Below are 23,392 nucleotides of genomic sequence, written 5' to 3'. Positions count from 1 at the left end.
GCATAGCAAAATTTTCATTGCATAGCAAAATCTAAAATATAAAAATTGCATAACACAATTTCAAAAATATAAAGTAAAACAAATATAAAATATAAGCATCATACGAGTAAACTATCGTGTTTTGTACTTTTTACACAAAACACGATAGTTTACAAGCTGCAATGAGTATTTAGATATAACTCACACTAATGCTTGAGGACGGCCTGATTCAAAACGATCAAGCACGCCCGTTGCAGCTAATGCTTTTTGAACAAACCACACTACAACGCCTGCAACAATAAAACCAGAAATAATAGAAGTAATTAGATTTGCAACAATATACTGAGTGCTCCAGCCTTGACCGCCGCTAACCCAATTATAAATAAAGCAAGCTACGCCTGCTAACGATCCAGATATTGCAGTGGAAAGCAAATTCCATGTTTTATACATAAAGAAAATGAATGCAAGTTCAGCGCCAACACCTTGAATAATGCCGACGATTAACGATCCGCCAACACCCCATTGATTTCCTAACATAAGTTCCACAAAAGCAGCAAGAGTTTCAGCAAACAATGCAGCACCAGGCTTACGCACGATTATTGCAGCTAAAGGTCCAGCAAAAAGCCAAAAACCATTAGATAAACCTTCAGCACCAGGCAACAGGCTTGCAAAAAGATTAGTAGGAGCTGCGCACACAATATCCCAAGCCCAGAATAATACGCCAGATGCAACAGCGATAATAGCAGCTATGACGATATCAAGAATACGCCAGCGATTAGAATGTTCCATTGAAACATTAGTCATAATAAGTGCCTTTCTTCAATATTGAAAGATTTGGGCACGGGAAAAGAGCGACATCCGTTGCTAACATTACTTAGCACACGTTCAATCGGTCGAAGCTTTCGCTTCCTCTCAGCCAGAAACGGCTCCCGAGTCAAATATTTATAATCACAATGTAAGAATCCAACGCAAATAATGCATCAAAAACTCACCTTTACAAGAATACACATAGAGTACTTTTTTGTATAGTAAGTGTTGAAAATGCAAATACGCAATTTTGTATAAGTATATAAGTACACAACTACGTACACAGTTTGATTAAAAATTACACAAAAACAAGCAAATACAAGCAAATACAAAAAAGTCGGGGTGACAGGATTCGAACCTGCGACATCCTGCTCCCAAAGCAGGCGCGCTACCAAACTGCGCTACACCCCGAGGCTTCCAAGCTGACTACCAGCTCCAAGCACAATCAACTACAATAGCGCACATCGCAGACAAACGCAAATTTGCAACACGCGCGATAGAATATAAATAGCATTGAAAATAGGCGATAGATTTTAGAGGTTAGCATGGGGCGTTTTCAGCGTGCAGAGGCGGCTGGATTAATAGCTTTTTTAGCTTGTGCAATATTCAGCATAGTCGTAATGTCTGTATACATGAAAACTATGCCAGCGATTTGGCAAGTTACGCAACGATTATTTACGGTAGCATCTGGAATAGTGGCTATTTGCAGCATGTGTACTTTTGTAGTCGGATATTTAAGAACACACAAAGAAATACTTAAAAAGAATTGGCTGCAAATTGCAAAACATGCTTTTGAAATAATCGCATTATCTACGATTTATGGCGCAACAATGCTGCTTATGTCTTTTGCTCTGCTTTCTATAATCAATAGCATTATTGGAAGAAGCGCAGTAAACAGTTATCTTCCTGTACTTTGTTGTGCTTTAAGTGGAATTGTTGGATACGCAACTCTGGTTCAAGCGGAACTCTTAGAGGCGAAAACCGTTGCATCACTGCTACCACTATTTGTGATTTCTGGTGCAGCAACAGCTGGATTGACATCCGACGACCCGTATTGGTACAACAATAACTTCTCTCAACTAGGAGATAAAACAACATTTGCTGCAAGCATGTTTAATGCTACGCTGATTTTAGCTGGAATATGCATTATTATTACAAGCTACTTTGCTATAACAGAGTTCGTTGCCACTCAGAAAGAAATTTTGCAACATAAAGACGCTAATATTACAAAACACTTTAAAACTAGAACCACCATTATGGCTACATTACTAATTTTGGGGGGAATTGCGTTTATTGGCATAGGAACATTTAGATACACTCCTCACCCAGTTATACATGATTTATGTGCAAGAGGTGTTACTGGTCTTATTTGTACTATGCTTATTTGCCTTCCTTGGCTTGCTCCTAGACTTTCTAAAACATTCTACGTAGCTTCAGATTTAGCAGTAGTCCTTACCGCATGGGTTGGAAACCAATGGGTACATGGTCATAACACATTAACTAACGTAGAAGCATTATCTTGTTTACTCTTTTTAGGATGGATAATAGTATTTTCAAGACAGGTTGCCGCAATGCAAAGCGACCGTTTGCAAATTAAAATAAATGAACATTCTAAAAACAATATTAAATATGATATAGGTTAATCAATAAAAAAGTTGAGGCTTAGAATCTAGTTTTTAGAATCTAAGCCTCAATTAGTTTTAGTATAAATATTTTTATGCGAGATTATTTTCTTCTTGATTTTCACTCATAAGCAGAAGGAAACTTCGCGATTGAGCAACAATATTGAATCCTGATTCATAATGCAATTGCGGTCCTTTTGGATTATGAGTGTCCACAACAAGAGTCCACTTTTCACCATAATTCTTATCTGGCAAAGTAAATGTTATAGGCTCATAATGCGCATTGAAAATAAGAAGGAAGTCATTATCCACCATCCTGCTTCCATACCAATCGGTTTCTGGAATATCTGAACCATTCAAATAAATCATTACCGAAAGAGCATGCGTATTACTCCATGCCTCCATATCCATAACAGAACCAGTATGATCAAACCATTCTACTTGTGGAATCTCTGAAACATCATCCCCTGGTTCTCGACCAGTAAAGAATCTACGCCTGTGAAGAACAGGATGATCTAGTCTTAAATGAATAAGCTTAGAAACAAAATCAAACATATCTTTTTGTGTGGAATTAAAATCCCAATTAATCCAAGAAATAGCGTTATCTTGGCAATATGCGTTGTTGTTTCCATTTTGAGTACGCATAATCTCGTCACCAGCGCAAATCATAGGAATGCCCTGGCTCATCAACAAAGTTGAGAACAGGTTTCGCATTTGACGTTGACGAAGTTCGTTAACATCGTGAATATTAGTAGGACCTTCTACTCCACAATTCCACGAACGATTATCGTTAGCACCGTCGTTATTGCCTTCTTTATTCGCTTCATTATGCTTTTCGTTATAGCTCACCAAATCGTTCATAGTAAAACCATCGTGAGCGGTAATAAAGTTTACAGAAGCTACAGGCTTACGACCATTTTGCTCATATAAATCGGAGCTTCCCATAAGTCGGCTTGCAAACTCAGGCAAAGTCGAAGGCTGCGAGCGCCAAAAATCGCGTACGCAATCTCGGTAGCGACCATTCCACTCGGACCAGCTTGGAGGGAATCCTCCAACTTGATATCCTCCTACGCCAATATCCCAAGGCTCTGCAATAAGCTTTACACTAGAAATAATAGGGTCTTGCTCAATAATGTCGAAGAATGCAGAAAGCTTATCTACTTCTTGGAATTGACGAGCAAGCGTTGCTGCCAAGTCAAATCGGAATCCGTCTACGTGCATTTCAGTTACCCAATAGCGCAAGCTGTCTGTGATTAGTCGCAACGCTTTAGGAGAACGCATAAGAAGCGAATTTCCAGTACCAGTAGTATCGAAATAATGTCTCTGATCGTTATCTACAAGACGATAGTATGCGCGATTGTCGATTCCGCGGAAGCTTAAGGTTGGACCTCTATCGTTTCCTTCAGCAGTATGGTTGTAAACAACGTCTAGAATAACTTCCATTCCTGCAGCATGGTACGCCTTAACCATTGCCTTGAATTCGTTAACTTGCTCGCCGCGTTGTCCAGAACTCGAGTACGAATTCTGAGGAGCAAAGAATCCAATGGTGTTATATCCCCAATAATTGCTTAATCCCTTATTTTGCAAGAAAGAATCATTTACAAACTGGTGGATAGGCATAAGCTCAATAGCAGTAATACCAAGCTTTTTTAAGTAAGATATTACACTTGGATGAGCTAAACCTGCGTATGTTCCACGAATTTCTGGAGGAACATTACGATTTAAATTCGTCATTCCTCTAACATGAGCCTCGTAAATCACGCTATCGTGGTACGGAATCATTGGATGCTGGTCGTTACCCCAATCAAAATATGGGTTAATAACAGCTGCTTTCATAGTGTGATCTGCAGAATCCAAAGTGTTCATTGCGGCTAAATCATCTGGATTAGCAAACCAATACGAAAATAGGCTTTCGTCACCGTCAATATTGCCTTCTATTGCCTTTGCATAAGGATCCAAAAGAAGTTTGTTTGGATTACACCATAATCCATGATTTGGATCATACGGTCCATGCACACGATAACCGTATCTCTGCCCTGGCTGTATTCCAGATATGTAAGTATGCCAAACGTAAGAATTCTGCTCAGTCATATCGATGCGAGTCTCATTGTCTTGCTCATCGAACAAGCATAGCTCAACATGCTTTGCCACCTCAGAGAACAATGCGAAGTTCACGCCTGCACCGTCGTAGGTAGCACCAAGCGGATACATAGAACCTGGTCTAATTTGCATAATTCAAGTATTGCATATATTTATATAGTTTTCATTAATACTGTAGGCGATTCTTTATAAAAGATGAAAAAGATTTGAAAATAATCATAATTAACGCATAATAAAAAAAAAATATGAATTGTATTTATGTGCTAATTCCCCTTTAAAACCAACGCAACACGCCAAAAACATCCTTTAACCACATTGATTGAAAAATCTGGTAATTCGTTTTTAGTGTTGATGAAATAGCAATATGACATATAAACAAAACGAATATTGCACGGATGGCGTGGGATTAAAAGAAGAAATTTTAAATCGCATAGCAGAAATTGAAGTAGAACTATGCGATTTTTCAATCCCTAATAAAACAATAGGAAATCTTGGAGAAGAATACGCATCTCTAAAACTAATTCTTAAAAATTGGATTCTATTAGACCGAAATTGGCATAGTCGTTTTGGAGAGCTTGATGTTGTGATGATGGATCCGTTTGGAAGAATTGTATTCATAGAAGTAAAAACGAGACGAAGCGTAAGATTTGGAACTCCACTAGAAGCAGTAACAAACGAAAAATGCTTAAAAACACATAAAGCTGGATTTAAGTGGTTAGACGAGCACAACTTTTTTAAACATAGAAAAATACGATTCGACGTTGTATCAATACTAATTTCAAAAGATAAAAATATTCAACTACATCACATTTTAGGAGCATTCTAATGGTTATTGGAAACGCATTATCTGTAGGATTACTGGGTTTGAAAGCCTTTACAATACAATTACAGGCATTCATATCTAGTGGATTGCCAGGATTCTCTATTATTGGTCTTCCTGACACCTCTTTAAGCGAGGCGAGAGAACGAGTTAAATCAGCATATACATCTTTACGCTGCGAATGGCCAGAAACAAGGTTAACAGTGAATCTTTCACCTGCATCTATGCCAAAAAGTGGAGCATCTTACGATCTTGCAATTGCAGCAAGCATACTTAGTGCTAGAGGAATTATTCCACTCAACGAGCTAGAAAATACGATTATTTTAGGAGAACTTAACTTAGATGGGTCAGTTCTACCAATTCAAGGCATGCTACCAATTTGTTTATATGCCAAGCAAAAAAATATTACAAAAATGATTATTCCCTACGAAAATCTTTCAGAAGCCAAGCTGATAAATGGAATTGAAGTAATTGGGATTAAACACATTTTAGATTTGGTAGACGGACTAAACGGGAAATTAGAAAACAAGGCTAGACCGATTGCCGAAAAGAACAGAGAACGAGCATTAAAAGCAATTAACCCTTATGATCATCTTCATATTAAAGAAATCGATAATACAAGACGCTATTTCAAATCAGCGCTTAACGATAATACGACTTCAAACATGAATAATACGGATAATGTTGATCCAATAAAAAGCGCCAATCCGCTAGGAGAAATCGGTGATATGTCGGAAGTATTAGGGCAAGAACACACAAAGTGGGCATTGCAAGTAGCTGCAGCTGGCGGACACCACGTTATGATGATTGGACCTCCAGGATCTGGTAAAACTATGCTGGCATCTAGAATGCCAAGCATCATGTGTCCACTAAACGAGCAAGAACAGCTTGAAGTGGCATCTATTAGGTCACTTTGCGGAACACTACCATACTATGGAATAACAGATGTTCCGCCTTTTGAGGCACCTCATCATACATCTTCTGCAGCATCTCTTATAGGAGGAGGCGCAGGTCTAGCCAAGCCTGGAATAATAACTCGTGCGCATTGTGGAGTTTTGTTTATGGATGAAGCTCCAGAATTCTCACCAAGAGTTTTGCAAACTCTTAGAGAACCATTGGAATCTGGTCATATAGCTGTTTCGAGATCTAAAGGAACAACACTATATCCTGCTAAATTTCAACTTGTTATCGCAGCAAATCCATGCCCATGCGGATACGCCTATGGCAATGGCGAACGATGCACATGCAAAGAGAAGGAACGAATACGTTATTTTTCTAGACTTTCTGGACCAATTCTAGACAGGATTGATATTCAAATGGATGTTCCACCTGTAGAAAAAATTATTACTTCAAAAGCGCAATCAGAACATGGATCTAGTCAAATGTCAGAAAAAATTCTAACTAGTGCAATGATGCGAGAAAACGTAAAAAACGCAAGGCTGGTTGCTCAAAATCGTTTTAGAAAACTCGGATGGAGTTGTAACGCTCAAGCGTCTGGAACATGGCTTAGAAAATACACATCTAAATACGCTATTGAGTTGATTAATAAATCACTTGAAAACCACAAGTTGAGTTTACGCGGAGCAGATAGAGCTTTAAGGCTTGCATGGACTTTAGCTGATCTTTATGGGCACACTTCTCCAGATTTAACTGACATGGCTCAGGCAATTAGTTTAAGGACCAGAATATGAACAATATTAGTAGCATAAATGGCAACAACAATACTTACAGAATAGATAACGATACTTTATCGCGCGCAATACTCACATTTTGTATTGATGGCGCAGATGCAATAATGTACACACTTGTAATAGGGTCAGTAAACACTGGCAGTATTGTGGAAGCACTTCACCTTATTTGCGAATCTATAAGTGAATCTATTGGTAAAACAAAAAACAAGCAGCTAGAATTAGATCTGCAAAATAGCTGCTGTCAAGATGATTTTTACATAGACGGATCTTTAGAAAACCAGACTAAACCGAATTTAGATGATTTAGAAAATAATGGAAAAATTCTTAACATTATAAAAAATCACTCAAAAGTTTCTGTTTTAGAAGAATATTTTCTGAAAGGTCTTAAAATATGGGGAAGCAATAATGCTGACAATAAAATTGCTATTAACAATTTTGATATATTACACAGATCCATTAAAAAATGGTGTTTAAGACTAAAACAATTGCCTTCTTGGGATTCAAATCAACTTAAAAGATGGTTTAGTTCTAACGGAACGCAATGGATTATCTCACCAAAAAGTAAATATTGGCCAAAACAGCTACAAGATTTAGCAACCCAATGCCAAGTAGCTCCCCCATTGTGTTTGTGGGGAATTGGAGATCCCAACGCGCTTATTCAATGTAAGCAGCCACTTGCAATTGTTGGCTCTAGAGGTTGCAATGACTACGGATACGAGCTTAGCTTTACATTCGCTAAATCGTGCGCTAAAAAGGGGCACACAGTTATTTCTGGCGGAGCTTATGGTATTGACGCTGCAGCTCATTGGGGAACCTTGGATGCTTTAGACTCTCATGTAGCAAATGTTAATCCTGTTGGCAAAACAATTGTTGTTTTTGCTGGAGGTTTGAACAAAATGGGACCTTCAAGCAATGCTCAACTTTTTGATGCGATTCTTTCTAGCGGCGGAGCATGTATTAGTGAACTATGCCCAGACACTACTCCTGTTGCACGTAGATTCTTACTCAGAAATCGCCTTATTGCGGCTATTGCTAGCAAGGTAATAGTATCTCAAGCACGATTACGATCTGGAGCTTTAAACACAGCAAACTGGGCGAATAGATTAAATCGCGAGATTTATTCTGTTCCAGGAGATGTAACATCACCGAGTAATGCTGGATGCAATATGCTTATTCACGATGGAAAAGCTATGATGATATGTTCACAAAATGATATAGATAGTATCTATCCTAATTCCCACCATTATTTGCCACACTCTTTAAGCAATAACAATATTATTCCAAATACGTGTAATGATTTTCAAAGAATTATATTGAAAGCAATTCAAGAGTGTAAGAGCAAAAAAATATGCGCAAACATTGATAATATACACGCAATCATGCTTCATACAAACTCAAATAATGATTTTTCAATATCTAAGATTTCTGGAGAAATAGCAATTCTTGAATTAAATGGAATAGTCAAAAACCAAAATGGTGTTTTTAGTTTAAATAGGAAAAATCTTAAATAAAAAGCAGAAAATATGAGAAAATAAATGTTATGCAGTCAAACTTGAGTCAGCAAAAAGAAAATACTACTACAGTTAAAGAAAAAACTGTGCAAATACAAGTAGAGCAATCATCATACGATGTTGTGATTATCGGCGCAGGAGCAGCAGGACTTTCTGCAGCACTGGGATTAGTGAAATCTGAAGAATATAAAACGCTAAAATCTCAAGGAAAACAGCCTAAAATATTAGTGATTTGCAAGCTTCAAGCGTTAAGGTCTCATACAGGTTCTGCCGAAGGTGGAATCGCAGCATCATTAGGAAACATAGAAAAAGATTGCTGGCAATGGCACTATTACGACACCGTTCACGGTGGAGACTGGTTAAGCGATCAAGACGCAGCAAAAATGCTAGCAAAAGAAGCTAGAGATACAGTTATTGAACTAGAACACTTTGGAGTTGCCTTTTCTAGAACAGAAGATGGTCATATTAATCAAAGATTTTTTGGTGGGCATACTGCCGACTTCGGTCAGCAGCCAATTAGACGAGCTGCGTACGCTGCAGACAGAATTGGACACCAAATTCTATACAGCCTATGGCAAAAATGCATAGAGGAAAATATTAAAATTGAAGAAGATATTTATGTAACAGACCTTGCTATAAACCACAAATCTAATAGCGTAGAGGGCATAATCGCACTAAACGAAAAAAGTGGAAAAGTAGAAAAAATATGTGCAAGAAATGTTCTTATAGCAACTGGTGGAGCTGGAAGACTATTTTCAACAACATCTAATTCCTGGGATTTAACTGGGGACGGAATGTCTTTAGCACTAAACGCAGGATTGCAACTAGAAGACATAGAGTTCATACAATTCCATCCGACTGGTCTAGCTCATACTGGAATATTGCTTTCGGAAGCAGCTCGAGGAGAAGGCGGAGTTCTTAGGAATTGCAAGAATGAAGCATTTATGAAAAACTACGATGATACGCATGCGGATTTAGCTCCAAGAGATGTAGTAAGCAGGTCGATTGTATCAGAGATAGATGCTTTAAGAGGCGTTGGAGATACTACTAGCAACATTGATAGAAAAGATTGCGTATGGCTAGATATGACTCATATAGAAAAGCAACATATGCTGAGCGCTCTTCCACAGGTTGTAGAAACTATTGAAAAATACGCTCATCTTGATCCATCAAAAGATCTTATACCTATTAGACCTACAGCGCATTACACGATGGGGGGAATACCCATATCGCTTAACGGGCAAGTTTATAAACTAGTTAATAATAAAAAACAGAGAATAATCGGATTATATGCTGCAGGAGAATGCGCATGCTCGGGAGTACATGGAGCTAATCGCCTTGGCGGAAACTCTCTTCTTGATGCATGCCTGTTCGGAAAACTAGCTGGTAAGTCTATTGCAAAAGAATTAAAAGAACAAAGTCAGGAGAAAAGTCAGGAAAAACACGAAGAGCATATAGTAGATACATCAAGAAATGTGTACAATAGCACTTCTAATACTTTTGAAAATCTAGACAAATTATCAGAAAATCGTGTACAAGAGATAATCGGTCTTATTCAAAATACAAGCACATCTAGCAACACAACAAACCCATATAATCTACTAGAAAAACTAGAAAATATTATGGAAAATGCTGCAGCGGTTAGGTGCAGTGAAAATACCCTTAAAGATGCTTTGCAAAAAATCGATACGATTATTATTCCGCAAGCTAAAATTCTTGTTTTACATTCACAAAATCTTGTTTTTAATCAAGAACTAATCGCTATTTGGGAATTACAAAACATGATTACGCTTGCAAAATCGGTTCTGCAAGCATCACTTGCAAGACATGAATCTCGTGGAGCATTCACAAGATTGGACTATCCAAAACGTAATAACAATCAAAATCCACAACATTCTATAGTGGATTCAAACGGCGAAGTACAAAATATTCCAGTAATAATTGTCGATTTTGACCCAAACAAGCCTATTAATCATCAAAATAAGGATGAAATTAACAAAATTATGACAAAAATAGATTAATTTTCAACACGCCGAAGCAAAGAGTTAAAAAAGATGTTATAGTTCTATCTGTTGTCTAAAACACCCGTCCGGGTGGCGGAATGGTAGACGCGCTAGCTTGAGGTGCTAGTGCCTATTTGTACAGGCGTGCGGGTTCAAGTCCCGCTCCGGACACGGAATGAAGTCTTGCTGAGAAATCAGCAAGACTTTTCTGTTTTTTCATATTCATATCCGCTAATCGCGCTGATCAATCACTCTAATTAATCACATAATTCCAAGGGTCAAAAGCTCTACCAATCCAAGAAATATCCAATGATTCACCAAAATTCTTGTATATAGAATCATGAACATCTTGCACAGCATACTTAAACCACAACGACTCAATGGCACTATGAGGAGTGTTTATAAGCATGGGCTTAATAATATTAGAGTTTGCTAATTTCGCTTCATACACAGCCTGCTCGTACGCGTCCGTTGCAGGATGATGCCTTAAATCACTTGTTACATACACATCTGCTCCGCAAGCGCGAACTTCATCAAATAAAGAATCACCTGAACCTGGAAGAACAGCTATTTTGCTAACCATAGCATTAATATCTCCACACACTTGAATGCCTAGATTAGTAGTAGGCAAAGCGTTAAAAACGCGCATAGCAAACTCTTTAAGCGTGATTTTTTGCTCAAGCACTCCAACTCTGCCAAGACCAAGAGAAAGGTCATGATTACTTGCTGGAATAAGAGGATGCAAATCTTTAAGACCAAAAGCATTAGCTGCAGCATCCGCCACTCCCCTAAAAGCCGCGTCCGCATTAGTGTGACCAACCCACAATCCACAACGATTTTCAATAAGCGTCTGAACTATTTTTCCTCGAACAGAAAAACCAGAAACTTCATGAACTGACCTAAAGAATAAAGGATGATGAGAAACAATCAAATTAGCACCCATTTTGCATGATTCTTCAACAGCTTCTAAAGTTGGATCAGATAAACAAACTATCTTATTCACATTATCCATAGGATTTCCAACAATTAGTCCAGGATTATCCCAAGATTCAGCAAGATTTAGAGGATACAAGTCTTCTAAAACCCTAACAACATCAACTAAAGTTGCCATATTCCACACCTTTACAATAAACCTACAATAAACCTACAGCGGGCTTTACAATAATTCTCACAGATAAAATCAGTGAGCAGCAAGCTGCCAGTCAGCTCCCAATCCAGTAGACACGTTAAGCGGAACGTCTAACTCAACAGTATGTTCCATAGCGCCTTTAACAATATTTTCTACGATATCTGCTTCGCCATGTGCTATTTCGAGAACAAGTTCATCGTGTATTTGCAAAATCACACGACTTTTTACTTTAGCTTCGCGCAAATCCTTATCTACTTGAATCATTGCAAGCTTCATAATATCTGCAGCACTTCCTTGAATAGGAGCATTTAAAGCTGCTCGCTCTGCAGCCTCACGAGATGCTCTATTCGTGGAATTTAGCTTAGGAAAATACCTTCTACGACCAAACATCGTTTGAGTATATCCAAGCTTTCTAGCTTTATCTACTAAAGACTCCAAATAATCATGCACGCCACCAAAGGTGTCGAAATACTTTTCTTTAAGAACTTCTGCAGCAGCAGGACTAATAGAAAGCTGTTTTGCTAAACCATAAGTACTAAGCCCATACGCCAATCCGTAACTCATTGCTTTAACATGCGATCTCTGATCCGGGCTAACTTGTTCAACTGGAATCTTATAAACCAAGCTTGCTACAAACTTATGAAAATCAACACCAGACTTAAAAGCTTTAATAAGTGTTTCATCTGCAGAAGCATGAGCCATAATTCTAAGCTCTACTTGAGAATAATCACAACTCATAAGCTGATCGTATTGATTTCCTGGAATAAAAGCAGCTCTAATTTCCCTACCGACCACATTCCTATTCGGTATATTTTGCAAATTTGGGTCCGAAGAACTTAAACGCCCAGTAGCTGCAATAGTTTGTTCAAAAGTGGTATGAATCCTGCCATCTTCATATCTTGCAGAATCAATAAGACTCTGTACAATCTGCTTTAACTTGTTTGTCTCACGATGTTTTAGCAAAGCCCCTAAGAATTGACTAGCTTTTTCATCTGGATCAATTTTTGCATATAATTCTTGCAATGCTTCTGCATTAGTAGTATAAGATCCACTTTTCGTTCTTCTTGTAGGCTTTAAACCCATATCCTCAAATAGCAATTGTTGAAGCTGCTTAGGACTTTGCAAATTTATCGGCTTGTTTGCTACATCCAAAGCCATTTTTTGTGCAAATTGAGCTTCTGCCGCAAAATTATCTCTCATAGATACGAGCCTGTTCATATCTACGGCAGCACCTGCATCTTCCATGCCTCTTAAGACCCTAGAAACAGGCATTTCTACATCGACCATTAAGCCTGTTTGTTTACGTTCATCTAGTTTTATAGCATATTGCTTTGCCAACAATCTTATTGTTACAGCAGTTTCCAAAATACGCTTTTCTTGCTTTTTACGCTTATCCTCTTCTTGATTTAACTCTTCAGGATTATCACTATCTTCTAAAACAAAATCAAGCTCTCCTTGTGCAGGCTCTTCATTAGATTTTTCATTTTCTACATGAATATTTAGAACATGTTCCGCCATATCTTCAATATTTTCATTGCGAAAATCTGGTTCTATCAAATAAGATGCTAAACGAGTGTCAAGTAATGGATTAAAAGAGTAATTATTATCTACAATTTTCAGCGATTTAAGAAGAGCTATATGTTTTTTGTAGTCATGCAAAACAATTGAAGATTCATACATTTTTATGAAATCTTTTAGCTTGTGACAGATTTTATTACAATCTTCGCTAGAATCCCCATTAAGAACATCAGAATATACAATTGCAGCATTATTTTGCGATAGCATTACTAGCACATCTGCATAAATACCAAACTGACTGCTATTATTTGGTTTTTGCAATGCATATATAACTAGTTCTTTGTGATCTTTAATAGTTTTTGCACACTCTAAATCATTTCTTATAAGATTTAAAGAAGGTTTTTCTTGAGAATCAAGTAATTCAAACAAATCTACGGTTGCTTTAGATTTATATTCCGTATTCTCTTTAACTAATTCTGACGATCCCTTTGACTCACTTTTCTCAATGCATGGTGAAACGAGATTAATCCAATTATCTAAATCAGATTCTGAATAAATTTTATGAATATTTATTTTATCTACTATAGTTTTGAAATCCTCTAAATCATCTGAATTATCAGACTCTGTAGAATTAACATCACTGCCAGCATGAGTGCTTCCAGCAGAAATCATCATCTTAATGTTCTCTTCTAAAAGCTCTTTGCTTCCACGCGTAAATTCTTTTAAAATCTTCCTTCTACTGCGAGTACCAAACTCGAGTCTTTCAAACAATTCGCCAACTGACGCGGCATCAACATTTCCAAATTCAAGATCATTAATGCTAACACCAAGATCTAAATCTTTAACAAGAGTATTTACTTTCTTATTTAGACGAATCTGATCTATGCTCTCTCGCAAAGACTCACCCTTTTTGCCAGTCACCTGATCCGCGTGTTCTATAATGCCTTCTAATCCACCGAATTGATTAATCCACTTTGCTGCATAACCATCGCCTACGCCAGGAACACCTGGAATATTATCGGAAGTTTCTCCTCTAAGCGCTGCTAAATCTGAATATTGCTGAGGCGTAACATTATATTTTTCAATAATCGCATCAGTATCCATTTGTTTTAAATCTTTAAAATGCCTGCCTGGATACAAAACATTTATATATTCATCAATAAGTTGGAACGCATCACGATCTCCAGAAAGAACAAGAGTCTTATATTTAGCTTTAGCGCCCATTGTGGCTAAGGTTGCAATAATATCGTCGCCTTCGTAACCCTGTTTTGTAATATATTTAACACCTAATGCATTGAGTAATTCTTGTATAACAGGAAGTTGAGCTAGAAGCTCTTCTGGTGCAGCTTCTCGAGTTCCTTTATATTGCGGCAAAAGTTTATTCCTAAAAGTTCCGCCTTTAACGTCAAAAGCAACAGCAAGCTTATCTGGTTTTTCTTTTTCAATAACCTGAGAAAGCATTGTTGAAAAACCCCATATTGCATTGGTTGCAAAACCAGATTTTGTTGAAAAATTATCCGCAGATATTGCGTAAAAAGCACGAAACGCAAGTGAGTGGCCATCTACCACCAACAACGTTCCATTTTCATCCTCATCATTCAAAGAATCCTCGTTTGCAACGATGCTGGCATTCACTTAACTACCCACCTGCGTTCTCGTAAAATAAATTTTTTATGAAATTATTTGCCATAGCTGGCACAACCATTAATTGTAACAACTACAAAATATTGTTTTTAAATAATGCTTTGAAATACTGTTTACGCTTCTGCAGATGGTTTTTCTTCACCATACTTAGCAATAATAGCCAAAGCAAGACGCTTCTTTGGAATACGCTGATCCATAGAAGTTTTTTGAATCCAGCGGAAAGCACCCTGTTCCGAGAATCCAGCCTTGTCCATAAGCAAACCTTTTGCCCTGTCTACAAGCTTACGCTCTTCAAGAGTATCTTCAGCCTTCTTAAGCTTCTCTTCTGCTTTACGAAGCTGATCTTGCGCATCCTGTAGCTTATTTTCAGTACGCTCAACACTATCCAATAAATCGTTAATTTCACTAAACCTACCCATAGCTACTTCTAGAGCAGGTAAAAGTTTTGACTCCTCATACGGCTTGGTAACATAAGCCATAGCACCGGCGCCAGTAGCTCTCTTAACTAAATCAGATTGAGAAAAAGCAGTGAGCATAACAACTGGAGCAATATTCTCGTCACAAATAGTGGCAGCCGCTTGAATACCATCTACTACTGGCATCTTAACGTCCATGCAAACAACATCTGGACGGAATTGACGAGTAAGATTAACCGCTTCTTCTCCATTAGCTGCTTGTCCTACAACCTTGTAGCCATTATCTTCCAACATTGCTACAAGATCCATACGGTTCACTGCCTCGTCTTCTGCAACTACAACAGTTTTTTCAGCATTTTCTTTTTTGCTTTCACTGTTATCATCGTCTTTTTTAGGACTAGACAACTCAGCCGCATCTCGCAACTCATCATCGGTAAGCACAACTGGCGACTTCCCCATCTCTTCATCGCTGGTTACAGCAGACATTTTACAACCTCATTTCCTTACCCTAAAACACAAGGCAACAGCGCTATGTATTCCACTAACACACATTTTGCACACTCTAATACACGCCAGCTTTGCGGTCATTGCGTGAACCAGCATCATGCATATTCATTGCACAAACACTAAAAGCACACCGTGCGCGTTGCCATACGATTTTACTAGTACGCATGTATAAAACACATTATAAACCGCTTTTTAATGCGGTAAAGCTAGCATGCAAATATTGACAATACAAAAGTCGAAGCACCAAGCATTGCTAAAGATACGCATATTGGAAAAGCATTAGCATAATTCCCACATATAACCGCATATGCTAGCGAATACGCTTTTTTAATAAACATGTAGGTAATCAATAATAACAAAATGCAGCAAACAATAAACACACCCTGATTAGACAAGAAGCAATTTATTCTAAAAGCATTTTTATTCAATCTGGCTACATTCCAAATTATTGTCATAAACTTAGCAAAAAATATATTAAGAAAAACATAAACACACTGCAGAAGCGTAAACATAATTACAACAGAAACGAATATAATTCGCCCTATATTCTCCCCAACAATTGACATTGCTGTAAATTTTGCGTGTTTTGTATCACTTTCTATATCTCTTAAATTGTTAATCATCATAAGACAAGCAGAGAATCCGCCTGGAATAATGGACAATAACACACAAAACACAATTTGTGGAATGCTTGCCGTTGTTATTGATTCTTTAGGAAAACCACTTCCAAAACTAAGAGCACACAATGTTCCTAAAAAAGCAACAGGTCCAAAGAACAAGAACGCACTAAATTCTCCCCAACCACGGTAACCGTAAGGATGCGATCCTCCTGCATAAAACCACGCTCCCATAAGACAAACTAGTCCAAGAAGAATAAATATCCAAATTCCACTTCTAACAGTAATGATTAACCCAAAAACACATGATACTAAGGCAGATATGCAAACAGCATACAAAACTGATTTTGGTTTAATACCAGCGTCTGCAAGTCTCCAAGACACATCACACAATGTTTTATCGCCTAAATCTCTATTAGATCTTTGATCATCTAATCCTCGCAAACCATCACAATAATCATTCGCATAGTTCACTGAAATCTGCATAAAAGCAGCAACACCTATACACAATAGTGATTGAATAACAAAATTTTCAATATTATAAGGTTTTACAAGTATTTGACCACTGAATAAATATCTTGCAAAAATCGAAATCGCCATAATAACTGGCACTATTCCGATTGGAAGAGTATAAAGTCTTGCACCTTTAAGCCAAACCTTTAAATTATTCATCAAAAATCGCCTAGATTCTAGAATTTTTTAACTTATTCTAGATTAGTTTAGACTATTTTAAATAATTTGTGGAGCTAATATAGACACAACTATAGGCAAAGCAATCATAATCGCAGATATTACAATAAGAACAAGCCCACGCCATCCAAAAGTGTACTTTTTATAAGATGACTTACGAGTGCGCAAATAGAATCCACGTTCTTCCGCAGCCAAAGCACAACTATCGGCTTTACGAACAGACAAAACCAAAAGAGGCACAATCAAAGGCATCATCAGCTTAATCTTTTTAAAAGGATTCTTAGTATCGAACTCCACTCCTCTTGCCATTTGAGCTTCAGTAATCTGAGACATTTCGTACGCAAAAATAGGAACAAAACGCACAGCTGTAGTAATCGTAAAAACATAGCAGTAAGGAACATGTAGATATTGAACAACAGCATTAGCTAAATCGTTCAATTTTGTAATGCTAAGAACGCTAACAAGAGGCAAAGCAAAACAGAATAGTCTCAAAGATGCCCTTGCAGCAACAGAAATTCCTCTTGATGTAAACCACAAGAACATATAATTTCCACCCTGAGCAATAATCGTTTGCAAAAAGAACATTACAACGCCGAGAATAAGCATTGCGCGCACAAGAGGAAACAGAGTTTTAAGAATCCCAGCCATAGCCATAGCAACAAGAATCAATACTGCAATAGTTACAAGAACGCTAAATTGTTGAGCTATAAAAGCAGACACAACAACGCTTATAGCTAATATAAGTTTTGCAATAGGATTTGCCTTGTGCAAGAAAGTTGAACCAGCATTATAAGTAAGAATCTTAGTTTGCATAAAAATCACCCATTTGTTTTACAAATTGCAACTCTTTTTAAGAGCATTAACCAACATATCTCTCTTATACAATCCTTTACACTTAGCAAAACCATTTTTAACTAAGCCCTGAGATACAGCGCACAAAAGAGGAGCACATAAAGCAGCTTCATCGCAAATACTCTTATTCTCAAACACATGGCTTATGCTTCCGTCTTCAAGAATATGTCCATCGTTTACTACAATTAAACGCGTTGCAAAATCAAGAACAACTTCCATATCGTGGCAAACCATTATTACGCAACAACCATGGTCTCTAAGGTCTTCTACAACTTGCATGATTCTCAAGCATTCCATGTAATCCAGTCCGCAAGTAGGTTCATCTAATACAAGAATCTTAGGTTTAGTTACAACAGTTGCAGCCAAAGCAACCATCTGACGCTGACCTCTAGAAAGCATAAAAGGGCTAGCATTAGGATCTAAATTAAGCTTTTCAATCACTTGCATAGCATGATCATTAGCTTCTTTAACAGACTCACCTAAAAGAATGCAACTAAACGCTACTTCTTCTAAAATAGTATCTTTACAAAGCTGACGATCTGGATTCTGGAAAAGAGTTGAAACATAGTGAGCAATTTGGCTTATTTTCATGTTGCTAGTATTTTTGCCATCAATAAAAATACTTCCACTACTTGGCTTAAGCAAACCGTTTATTATCTTAGTAACAGTTGTTTTTCCAGCGCCATTTCTTCCAACAAGAGTTACAAGCTCCCCAGGATAAGCGTCAAAAGACACTTTTTCTAAAGCACTAACACCACTCGGATATGAAAAACTAACATTTTGCAAAGAAAGACATGGCGAAGAATTTTGTGCTAAGTTTTGCGATTCATTGGAAAAGTCGAAAGCAACCGCACGCTTATCTTCATCGCATTCACTATGTGAATCATCATGTGAAACTAAAGAATTTCCACTATTAATCGTATTAACAATAGTATTTACTGTATCTTCTACAGACACAGGCAAATCGCTTTTAGAGCAAACACTCTCACGCTGTAAATCATTAACCAAATGCGTAGTGCGCGGATAATTTATTCCAATAGAATAAAGCAAATCCATATTTTTCAACGCTTGTCCAACAGGCAAATCCAGTGATAAAGTGCCATTAGAAAGCACAACCAAACGCTTACAATACTCGCTTAAAAGCGCCACTTTCTGCTCAATTACAACAACCGTTATTCCAAAATTCTTATTCAAATCTTTAAGAATCGAAAAAATCATTTTAGAAGAAACAGGGTCTAAAGCGCACGTAGGCTCATCTAACACCATAACTTTAGGTTTTAGCGCAAGAATAGCAGCAATCGCAACTTTCTGCTTTTGACCTCCAGAAAGAGTGTCTAAATCGCGGTTGCGCAAATCACTAATGCCAACAATTTGTAAAGCTTCATCGATTCGATTCGGTATTTCATTGTGCGCAACACCAAAGTTTTCTAGACCAAAAAGAATCTCATCTTCTACGTTTGCAGCCACCATTTGCGCATCAATATCTTGGATAACTGATCCAATTAAGCAGGCTATATTAGTTAAAGCAAGATTTTTAGTTTCTTGACCTGCAATCTTAACGATTCCAGAAAGTTCTCCAGAATAATGATGAGGAATAGCACCAGAGAAAATAGAGGCAAGAGTTGTTTTACCAGATCCAGATGGTCCAATAATTCCAACAAATTCGCCAGCTTCAATACTAAGGCTTATATTGTTCAAGGCAAAAGTGGAATCTTGTGCCTTTGCAGAGTCTAAAGAATCATCCTTATTATGATTCAAATATTTAAAAGATACTTCCCTAAGCTCAAGCAAAGACACAACAATTCCTAACTCTTAAAAATCCAACAATACTATAAACATTACTTATTGATTATTCTCTGGATTATATTCTCTGACGATTATATGACTTATTGAATATTATCCAACACAAATTCAAATACTTACTTGTGTAGAACGAGTCGAATTGGAGTGTAAAGAACTTCAACAACAACAGCATTAAACACAGCAGTACCCAAAATGATTGGAAGCATAACAAGAATCGTCTTAGGAGAATGAAGAACAAAGAAAGATGCAGTAGATGCAAATATTAAACCAGAAACAACTGTAGTTATAAAAGTTGCTATAAGTGGGAAAATACTGAACTTTCTAGCAGCATCCTTAGGGAAAACGCGGACATAAGCCATAATCATCAAAGTCATAACAATTGCTGCTGGAATATCACAAACATAATTAAGACCAGGAATAGATGCGTTAAATTGCATTAAAGTTGCAGCCAAAGCACCAATAATCGCACCCTGAATAACATTTGGACGAACCAGCAAAATCGCAAGGCAGAATGATGCGATTAAGAAGTTTGGTTTAATATTTCCAATTGAAAGTGCTTTTGCAACTGTAAAGTCAAGAATACATCCTGCTGCAAAAAGAACAGCAACCAACACCAAAGACGTAATATCTAAAGCGTGCTTTTTAATACTTACAGCATTAAGCATATTACCTTCATGTTCGTTAATTTCCTGATTCATAATCTTCTCCTTTAAGTTGCGATAATCAAGTTTTAATTATCGACTTTTGGTATTTATATATGTTTTGATATTTATCTATATTGATTTAAATTAATTTGTTTAATTATTTTTCAATTCTGATTTACTTGTGTAAAACGAGTCGAATTGGAGTGTAAAGAACCTCAACAACAACAGCATTAAACACAGCAGTACCCAAAATGATTGGAAGCATAACAAGAACAGTGTTTGGAGAGTGAAGAATAAAGAAAGATGCGATTGTTGCAAAAATCATTCCAGAAATAACAGTTGCAATAAAGGCAGAAATGAATGGGAAAACACTGAACTTTCTAGCGGCATCCTTAGGAAAAGCCTTTAAATAACCCATCAACATCAAAGTCATAATAATTGCTGCTGGAATATCGCAAGCGTATTCAAGACCAGGAATTGAAGTGTTAAATTGAATTAAAGTCGCAGCCAAAGCACCAATAATCGCACCCTGAATAACATTTGGACGAACCAATAAAATAGCAAGGCAGAATGATGCGATTACAAATTCTGGCTGAATATTTCCGATCGAAAGCGCTTTTGCAACTGTAAAGTCAAGAATACATCCTGCTGCAAAAAGAACAGCCACCAACACCAAAGACGTAATATCTAAAGCATGCTTTTTAACATTTACACCTTTAAGTAAATCCGCAGCCTGATTAACACTAGATTCAGCAGAAGTAAATGAGGTTTCCTGCTTGGTTTCATTAATTTCCTGAGCCATGATTTTCTCCTTTTATGTAGATTTTTATGTTGATTGTTTTAAACAATTTTTTAATTGTTTTTTATGTTTATAGATTTGTTTTAGACGTAAAATTAATCCAAATAGATTTGGCTTTCTGGAGATATAAAAAAGACCTCCAGGTTTACCCTAGAGGTCTTTTACAAGCCTAAACAAGCAGCTTCTAAAACTTTAGAGTAAACTACGCCAAAGAGAAGTCTGCCACCACCACATACGAGCAGCATCAAAAGTATCGCGAGCTTGAGCATTCATGTTACGCATGATAGCCGCCTCCTTAATACTTAGCTGCAAAGCTAAACGCTTAATGTGGTCAATCACAAATCCAAAATCGTAAATCGTAAAATTTACGATATCTGTTTGTGTTGTGTTTGATGCTAACACTATAAAAGTACAAATGCAAACAAAAATAAAAAATTAATGGAAAAATTTTATAAAATCTAAAACAATAATCTTCAATCATCCCCGAAATTTCAAGCGAAACAACGCAAAACGCGCGAAATAAAATATTACATAGCCAAACGTCATACACAAACGATATAGTCAAATTCGGTTCGGGGTGCGTAAAAACGCTGAGATTACACCCGTTAAACCTGATCTAGGTAGTGCTAGCGAAGGGAAAATCATGGAAGAATTAAACGAATCAAATGCAAATATAGATACAAGTTTTAGCGTTCGCGCAAGAAGACGAATGTTTCTAAATGACGTTAGATCATGCATAGAAAGAGTGAGAGCAAAGAAGCCACTAACTCATTGCATAACAAACAATATTGTTCAAGAAATAACAGCAAATGTACTACTTTCCGCAGGAGCTACGCCAATAATGGTGTGCGACCCAGATGAAGCAGCAGGCATTGCAAAAATAGCGTCAGGCGTTCTAGTAAATGTTGGAACATTCGAAGAGATAAAAGGCAAAGCCATACGCAAAGCAATAGAAACTTGCGAAGAAACACAAACTCCTTGGGTACTAGATCCAGTTGGAGTTGGAGTAGACGAATTAAACACTAGAACAAAATTTGTAAGAGAAATAGTAAAACGAAACCCAACAGTAATACGAGCGAACGCAAGCGAAATATTAGCTTTAGCTGGGCAAAACAGTCAGATGAAAGGCGTAGATGCGCAAGATCCAGTAAACTCCGCGCTAGAAGCAGCCAAAAAACTGGCAAAAGAATACGGATCTGTAATATCAATATCTGGAGAAAAAGACGCGGTATACGGTCACGGATGCCTAGTGCGAATAACTGGCGGACACAAGGCTATGACAAAAGTTGTAGGAACTGGGTGCGCTCTTGGATCATTAGTGGCGGCATATGTGGGTGCAAACCCAGAGCGCCCAGTGGCAGCAACAGTGGCTGCACACGTGCACGCTGCAGCAGCTGGAACGTTTGCAGCAAGACAAACAACCGCACCAGGAACATTCAAAACACTGTGGATCGACGCATTGCAAACATTAAGTGTAAACAACATGTTTGAACTAACAAACATTGAGTTCAGCATAGAACCAACAGATTGGACGCTTTACCTAGTCACAGATCCACGAATGGGAAACCGTAGCGAAGAACAAGTTGCAGTAGAATCCATAGATGGCGGAGTGACAGTAGTTCAATTGCGAGATAAATACTCCAACGATACTGAAATATCAAAAAAAGCCATAAAGTTACGCAAAACACTTATAAAAGCAAAACATGGAGATATACCGATTTTCATAGACGATCACGTTGACACCGCAGCAAAACTGGGATTCAACCTGCATATTGGTCAAAAAGACACGCCTTTCGTTACAGCACGTAAATCCATGCCAGCCGAATGGATGATTGGACTTTCTTGCGCAAGAGTAGACCTAATGGAAAAAGCATATAAAGAGTGCAAAGAGAACGATACTCCACTTCCTGATGTTATAGGAATCGGAGCTGCATTTGCCACAAATACTAAGGCGCATGATGTTCCTCCTCTTGGAATTGAAGGCGTAAATGAAGTAGCAAACGTAGCACACAGCATGGGTGTAAAAACTCTAGCGATTGGTGGAATTCACGAAAACACCGTTTTCCCAATCAAAGACCTAAGTATTGACGGAGTATGCACTGTATCTGCGCTCATGTGCGCTGAAGATCCTAAAAAAGTAGCAAGCGACCTTAAAAGCGTAATAACTCGCTAAAGTATGCATTAAAGTCACAAAAATTGGCTAATAGCGTATACTTTCAATCCCTAGCAACGTGTATACT

Annotated in this window: 17 protein-coding genes, 2 tRNA genes and 1 riboswitch; of the genes, 7 read left to right on the top strand and 12 right to left on the bottom strand. The window is 37.6% G+C overall.

The annotated features are described in order from the left end of the window. Nucleotides 1-180 precede the first annotated feature (180 nt). A complete protein-coding gene (locus HXT24_RS03625) occupies nt 181-783 on the bottom strand; it encodes an ECF transporter S component (RefSeq protein WP_004112516.1) in 603 nt (200 codons plus the stop codon). 340 nt (nt 784-1,123) lie between these two features. Continuing rightward, nucleotides 1,124-1,197: transfer RNA gene (locus HXT24_RS03620), tRNA-Pro, on the bottom strand. Nucleotides 1,198-1,331: 134 nt separating this feature from the next. Between HXT24_RS03620 and HXT24_RS03615 the strand changes: the two genes are divergently transcribed. After that, complete coding sequence (locus HXT24_RS03615; RefSeq protein WP_004121854.1) at nt 1,332-2,429, top strand: hypothetical protein; 1,098 nt, start codon at nt 1,332-1,334, stop codon at nt 2,427-2,429. 72 nt (nt 2,430-2,501) lie between these two features. On the opposite strand, the gene glgX is transcribed toward HXT24_RS03615, so the two are convergent. Next, complete coding sequence (gene glgX, locus HXT24_RS03610) at nt 2,502-4,640, bottom strand: glycogen debranching protein GlgX (RefSeq protein ID WP_004118272.1); 2,139 nt, start codon at nt 4,638-4,640, stop codon at nt 2,502-2,504. Nucleotides 4,641-4,872: 232 nt separating this feature from the next. Here glgX and HXT24_RS03605 point away from each other — a divergent pair, with 232 nt between their 5' ends. The 5 genes from HXT24_RS03605 (at nt 4,873) to HXT24_RS03585 (ending at nt 10,704) form a co-directional block, all read left to right on the top strand. Continuing rightward, a complete protein-coding gene (locus HXT24_RS03605) occupies nt 4,873-5,334 on the top strand; it encodes a YraN family protein (RefSeq protein WP_019262010.1) in 462 nt (153 codons plus the stop codon). Then, nucleotides 5,334-7,019: a YifB family Mg chelatase-like AAA ATPase gene (locus tag HXT24_RS03600; protein WP_422119193.1), complete on the top strand. Its 1,686-nt coding sequence runs from the start codon at nt 5,334-5,336 to the stop codon at nt 7,017-7,019. The genes HXT24_RS03605 and HXT24_RS03600 overlap by 1 nt, the downstream gene beginning before the upstream one ends. Beyond that, nucleotides 7,016-8,530, top strand: a complete 1,515-nt coding sequence (gene dprA / locus HXT24_RS03595) for a DNA-processing protein DprA (protein ID WP_422119192.1) — start codon at nt 7,016-7,018, stop codon at nt 8,528-8,530. The genes HXT24_RS03600 and dprA overlap by 4 nt, the downstream gene beginning before the upstream one ends. Nucleotides 8,531-8,559: 29 nt before the next feature. Then, on the top strand, nt 8,560-10,551 hold the full coding sequence (locus tag HXT24_RS03590; RefSeq protein ID WP_422119191.1) for an FAD-binding protein: 1,992 nt from the start codon (nt 8,560-8,562) through the stop codon (nt 10,549-10,551). A 66-nt stretch (nt 10,552-10,617) separates the two neighbouring features. Next, nucleotides 10,618-10,704: transfer RNA gene (locus HXT24_RS03585), tRNA-Leu, on the top strand. Between the two features lie 82 nt (nt 10,705-10,786). On the opposite strand, the gene HXT24_RS03580 is transcribed toward HXT24_RS03585, so the two are convergent. From HXT24_RS03580 to HXT24_RS03540, 9 genes are all read right to left on the bottom strand, one after another. After that, nucleotides 10,787-11,644 carry a Nif3-like dinuclear metal center hexameric protein gene (locus HXT24_RS03580; protein WP_101886377.1) on the bottom strand — a complete coding sequence of 286 codons (858 nt, stop codon included), beginning with the start codon at nt 11,642-11,644 and terminating at the stop codon, nt 10,787-10,789. Nucleotides 11,645-11,713: 69 nt separating this feature from the next. Continuing rightward, the gene (gene polA, locus HXT24_RS03575; protein ID WP_410311592.1) at nt 11,714-14,815 is read right to left on the bottom strand and encodes a DNA polymerase I; all 3,102 of its coding nucleotides are present in this window, start codon (nt 14,813-14,815) and stop codon (nt 11,714-11,716) included. Nucleotides 14,816-14,937: 122 nt separating this feature from the next. After that, on the bottom strand, nt 14,938-15,726 hold the full coding sequence (locus HXT24_RS03570) for an ANTAR domain-containing response regulator (protein ID WP_415681319.1): 789 nt from the start codon (nt 15,724-15,726) through the stop codon (nt 14,938-14,940). A 227-nt stretch (nt 15,727-15,953) separates the two neighbouring features. Beyond that, nucleotides 15,954-17,036 (bottom strand): 1,4-dihydroxy-2-naphthoate octaprenyltransferase, encoded by a 1,083-nt coding sequence (gene menA / locus HXT24_RS03565; RefSeq protein ID WP_422119190.1) that lies wholly within the window; start codon nt 17,034-17,036, stop codon nt 15,954-15,956. A gap of 57 nt (nt 17,037-17,093) precedes the next feature. Continuing rightward, nucleotides 17,094-17,867 (bottom strand): energy-coupling factor transporter transmembrane component T family protein, encoded by a 774-nt coding sequence (locus tag HXT24_RS03560; protein WP_004112504.1) that lies wholly within the window; start codon nt 17,865-17,867, stop codon nt 17,094-17,096. An 18-nt stretch (nt 17,868-17,885) separates the two neighbouring features. Beyond that, nucleotides 17,886-19,703 (bottom strand): ABC transporter ATP-binding protein, encoded by a 1,818-nt coding sequence (locus HXT24_RS03555; protein WP_422119189.1) that lies wholly within the window; start codon nt 19,701-19,703, stop codon nt 17,886-17,888. 122 nt (nt 19,704-19,825) lie between these two features. Further along, nucleotides 19,826-20,407, bottom strand: coding sequence for a tryptophan transporter (locus HXT24_RS03550; RefSeq protein ID WP_004115564.1), 582 nt, complete (start codon nt 20,405-20,407; stop codon nt 19,826-19,828). Nucleotides 20,408-20,528: 121 nt separating this feature from the next. Next, nucleotides 20,529-21,155 (bottom strand): hypothetical protein, encoded by a 627-nt coding sequence (locus HXT24_RS03545; protein ID WP_019262020.1) that lies wholly within the window; start codon nt 21,153-21,155, stop codon nt 20,529-20,531. 189 nt (nt 21,156-21,344) lie between these two features. After that, the gene (locus tag HXT24_RS03540) at nt 21,345-21,554 is read right to left on the bottom strand and encodes a hypothetical protein (protein ID WP_013399513.1); all 210 of its coding nucleotides are present in this window, start codon (nt 21,552-21,554) and stop codon (nt 21,345-21,347) included. Between the two features lie 161 nt (nt 21,555-21,715). Beyond that, nucleotides 21,716-21,808, top strand: a riboswitch (TPP riboswitch). Between HXT24_RS03540 and thiM the strand changes: the two genes are divergently transcribed. Next, nucleotides 21,796-23,325: a hydroxyethylthiazole kinase gene (gene thiM / locus HXT24_RS03535; protein ID WP_422119188.1), complete on the top strand. Its 1,530-nt coding sequence runs from the start codon at nt 21,796-21,798 to the stop codon at nt 23,323-23,325. It overlaps the preceding riboswitch by 13 nt. Nucleotides 23,326-23,392 lie beyond the last annotated feature (67 nt).

This window comes from Gardnerella sp. DNF00354, from assembly GCF_049262755.1.
In the GTDB taxonomy this organism is placed as follows: domain Bacteria; phylum Actinomycetota; class Actinomycetes; order Actinomycetales; family Bifidobacteriaceae; genus Bifidobacterium; species Bifidobacterium vaginale.
This window is presented reverse-complemented; position numbering and strand designations above follow the sequence as displayed.

Excerpts from the sequence above, each read along its gene's own strand:
- HXT24_RS03590 (WP_422119191.1), top strand. The coding sequence starts at position 8,560 with ATGCAGTCAAACTTGAGTCAGCAAAAAGAAAATACTACTACAGTTAAA.
- HXT24_RS03600 (WP_422119193.1), top strand. The coding sequence starts at position 5,334 with ATGGTTATTGGAAACGCATTATCTGTAGGATTACTGGGTTTGAAAGCC.
- HXT24_RS03570 (WP_415681319.1), bottom strand. The coding sequence starts at position 15,726 with ATGTCTGCTGTAACCAGCGATGAAGAGATGGGGAAGTCGCCAGTTGTG.
- HXT24_RS03580 (WP_101886377.1), bottom strand. The coding sequence starts at position 11,644 with ATGGCAACTTTAGTTGATGTTGTTAGGGTTTTAGAAGACTTGTATCCT.
- dprA (WP_422119192.1), top strand. The coding sequence starts at position 7,016 with ATGAACAATATTAGTAGCATAAATGGCAACAACAATACTTACAGAATA.
- HXT24_RS03550 (WP_004115564.1), bottom strand. The coding sequence starts at position 20,407 with ATGAATCAGGAAATTAACGAACATGAAGGTAATATGCTTAATGCTGTA.
- glgX (WP_004118272.1), bottom strand. The coding sequence starts at position 4,640 with ATGCAAATTAGACCAGGTTCTATGTATCCGCTTGGTGCTACCTACGAC.
- HXT24_RS03615 (WP_004121854.1), top strand. The coding sequence starts at position 1,332 with ATGGGGCGTTTTCAGCGTGCAGAGGCGGCTGGATTAATAGCTTTTTTA.
- thiM (WP_422119188.1), top strand. The coding sequence starts at position 21,796 with ATGGAAGAATTAAACGAATCAAATGCAAATATAGATACAAGTTTTAGC.
- HXT24_RS03560 (WP_004112504.1), bottom strand. The coding sequence starts at position 17,867 with ATGCAAACTAAGATTCTTACTTATAATGCTGGTTCAACTTTCTTGCAC.
- HXT24_RS03625 (WP_004112516.1), bottom strand. The coding sequence starts at position 783 with ATGACTAATGTTTCAATGGAACATTCTAATCGCTGGCGTATTCTTGAT.
- HXT24_RS03605 (WP_019262010.1), top strand. The coding sequence starts at position 4,873 with ATGACATATAAACAAAACGAATATTGCACGGATGGCGTGGGATTAAAA.
- HXT24_RS03545 (WP_019262020.1), bottom strand. The coding sequence starts at position 21,155 with ATGGCTCAGGAAATTAATGAAACCAAGCAGGAAACCTCATTTACTTCT.
- menA (WP_422119190.1), bottom strand. The coding sequence starts at position 17,036 with ATGAATAATTTAAAGGTTTGGCTTAAAGGTGCAAGACTTTATACTCTT.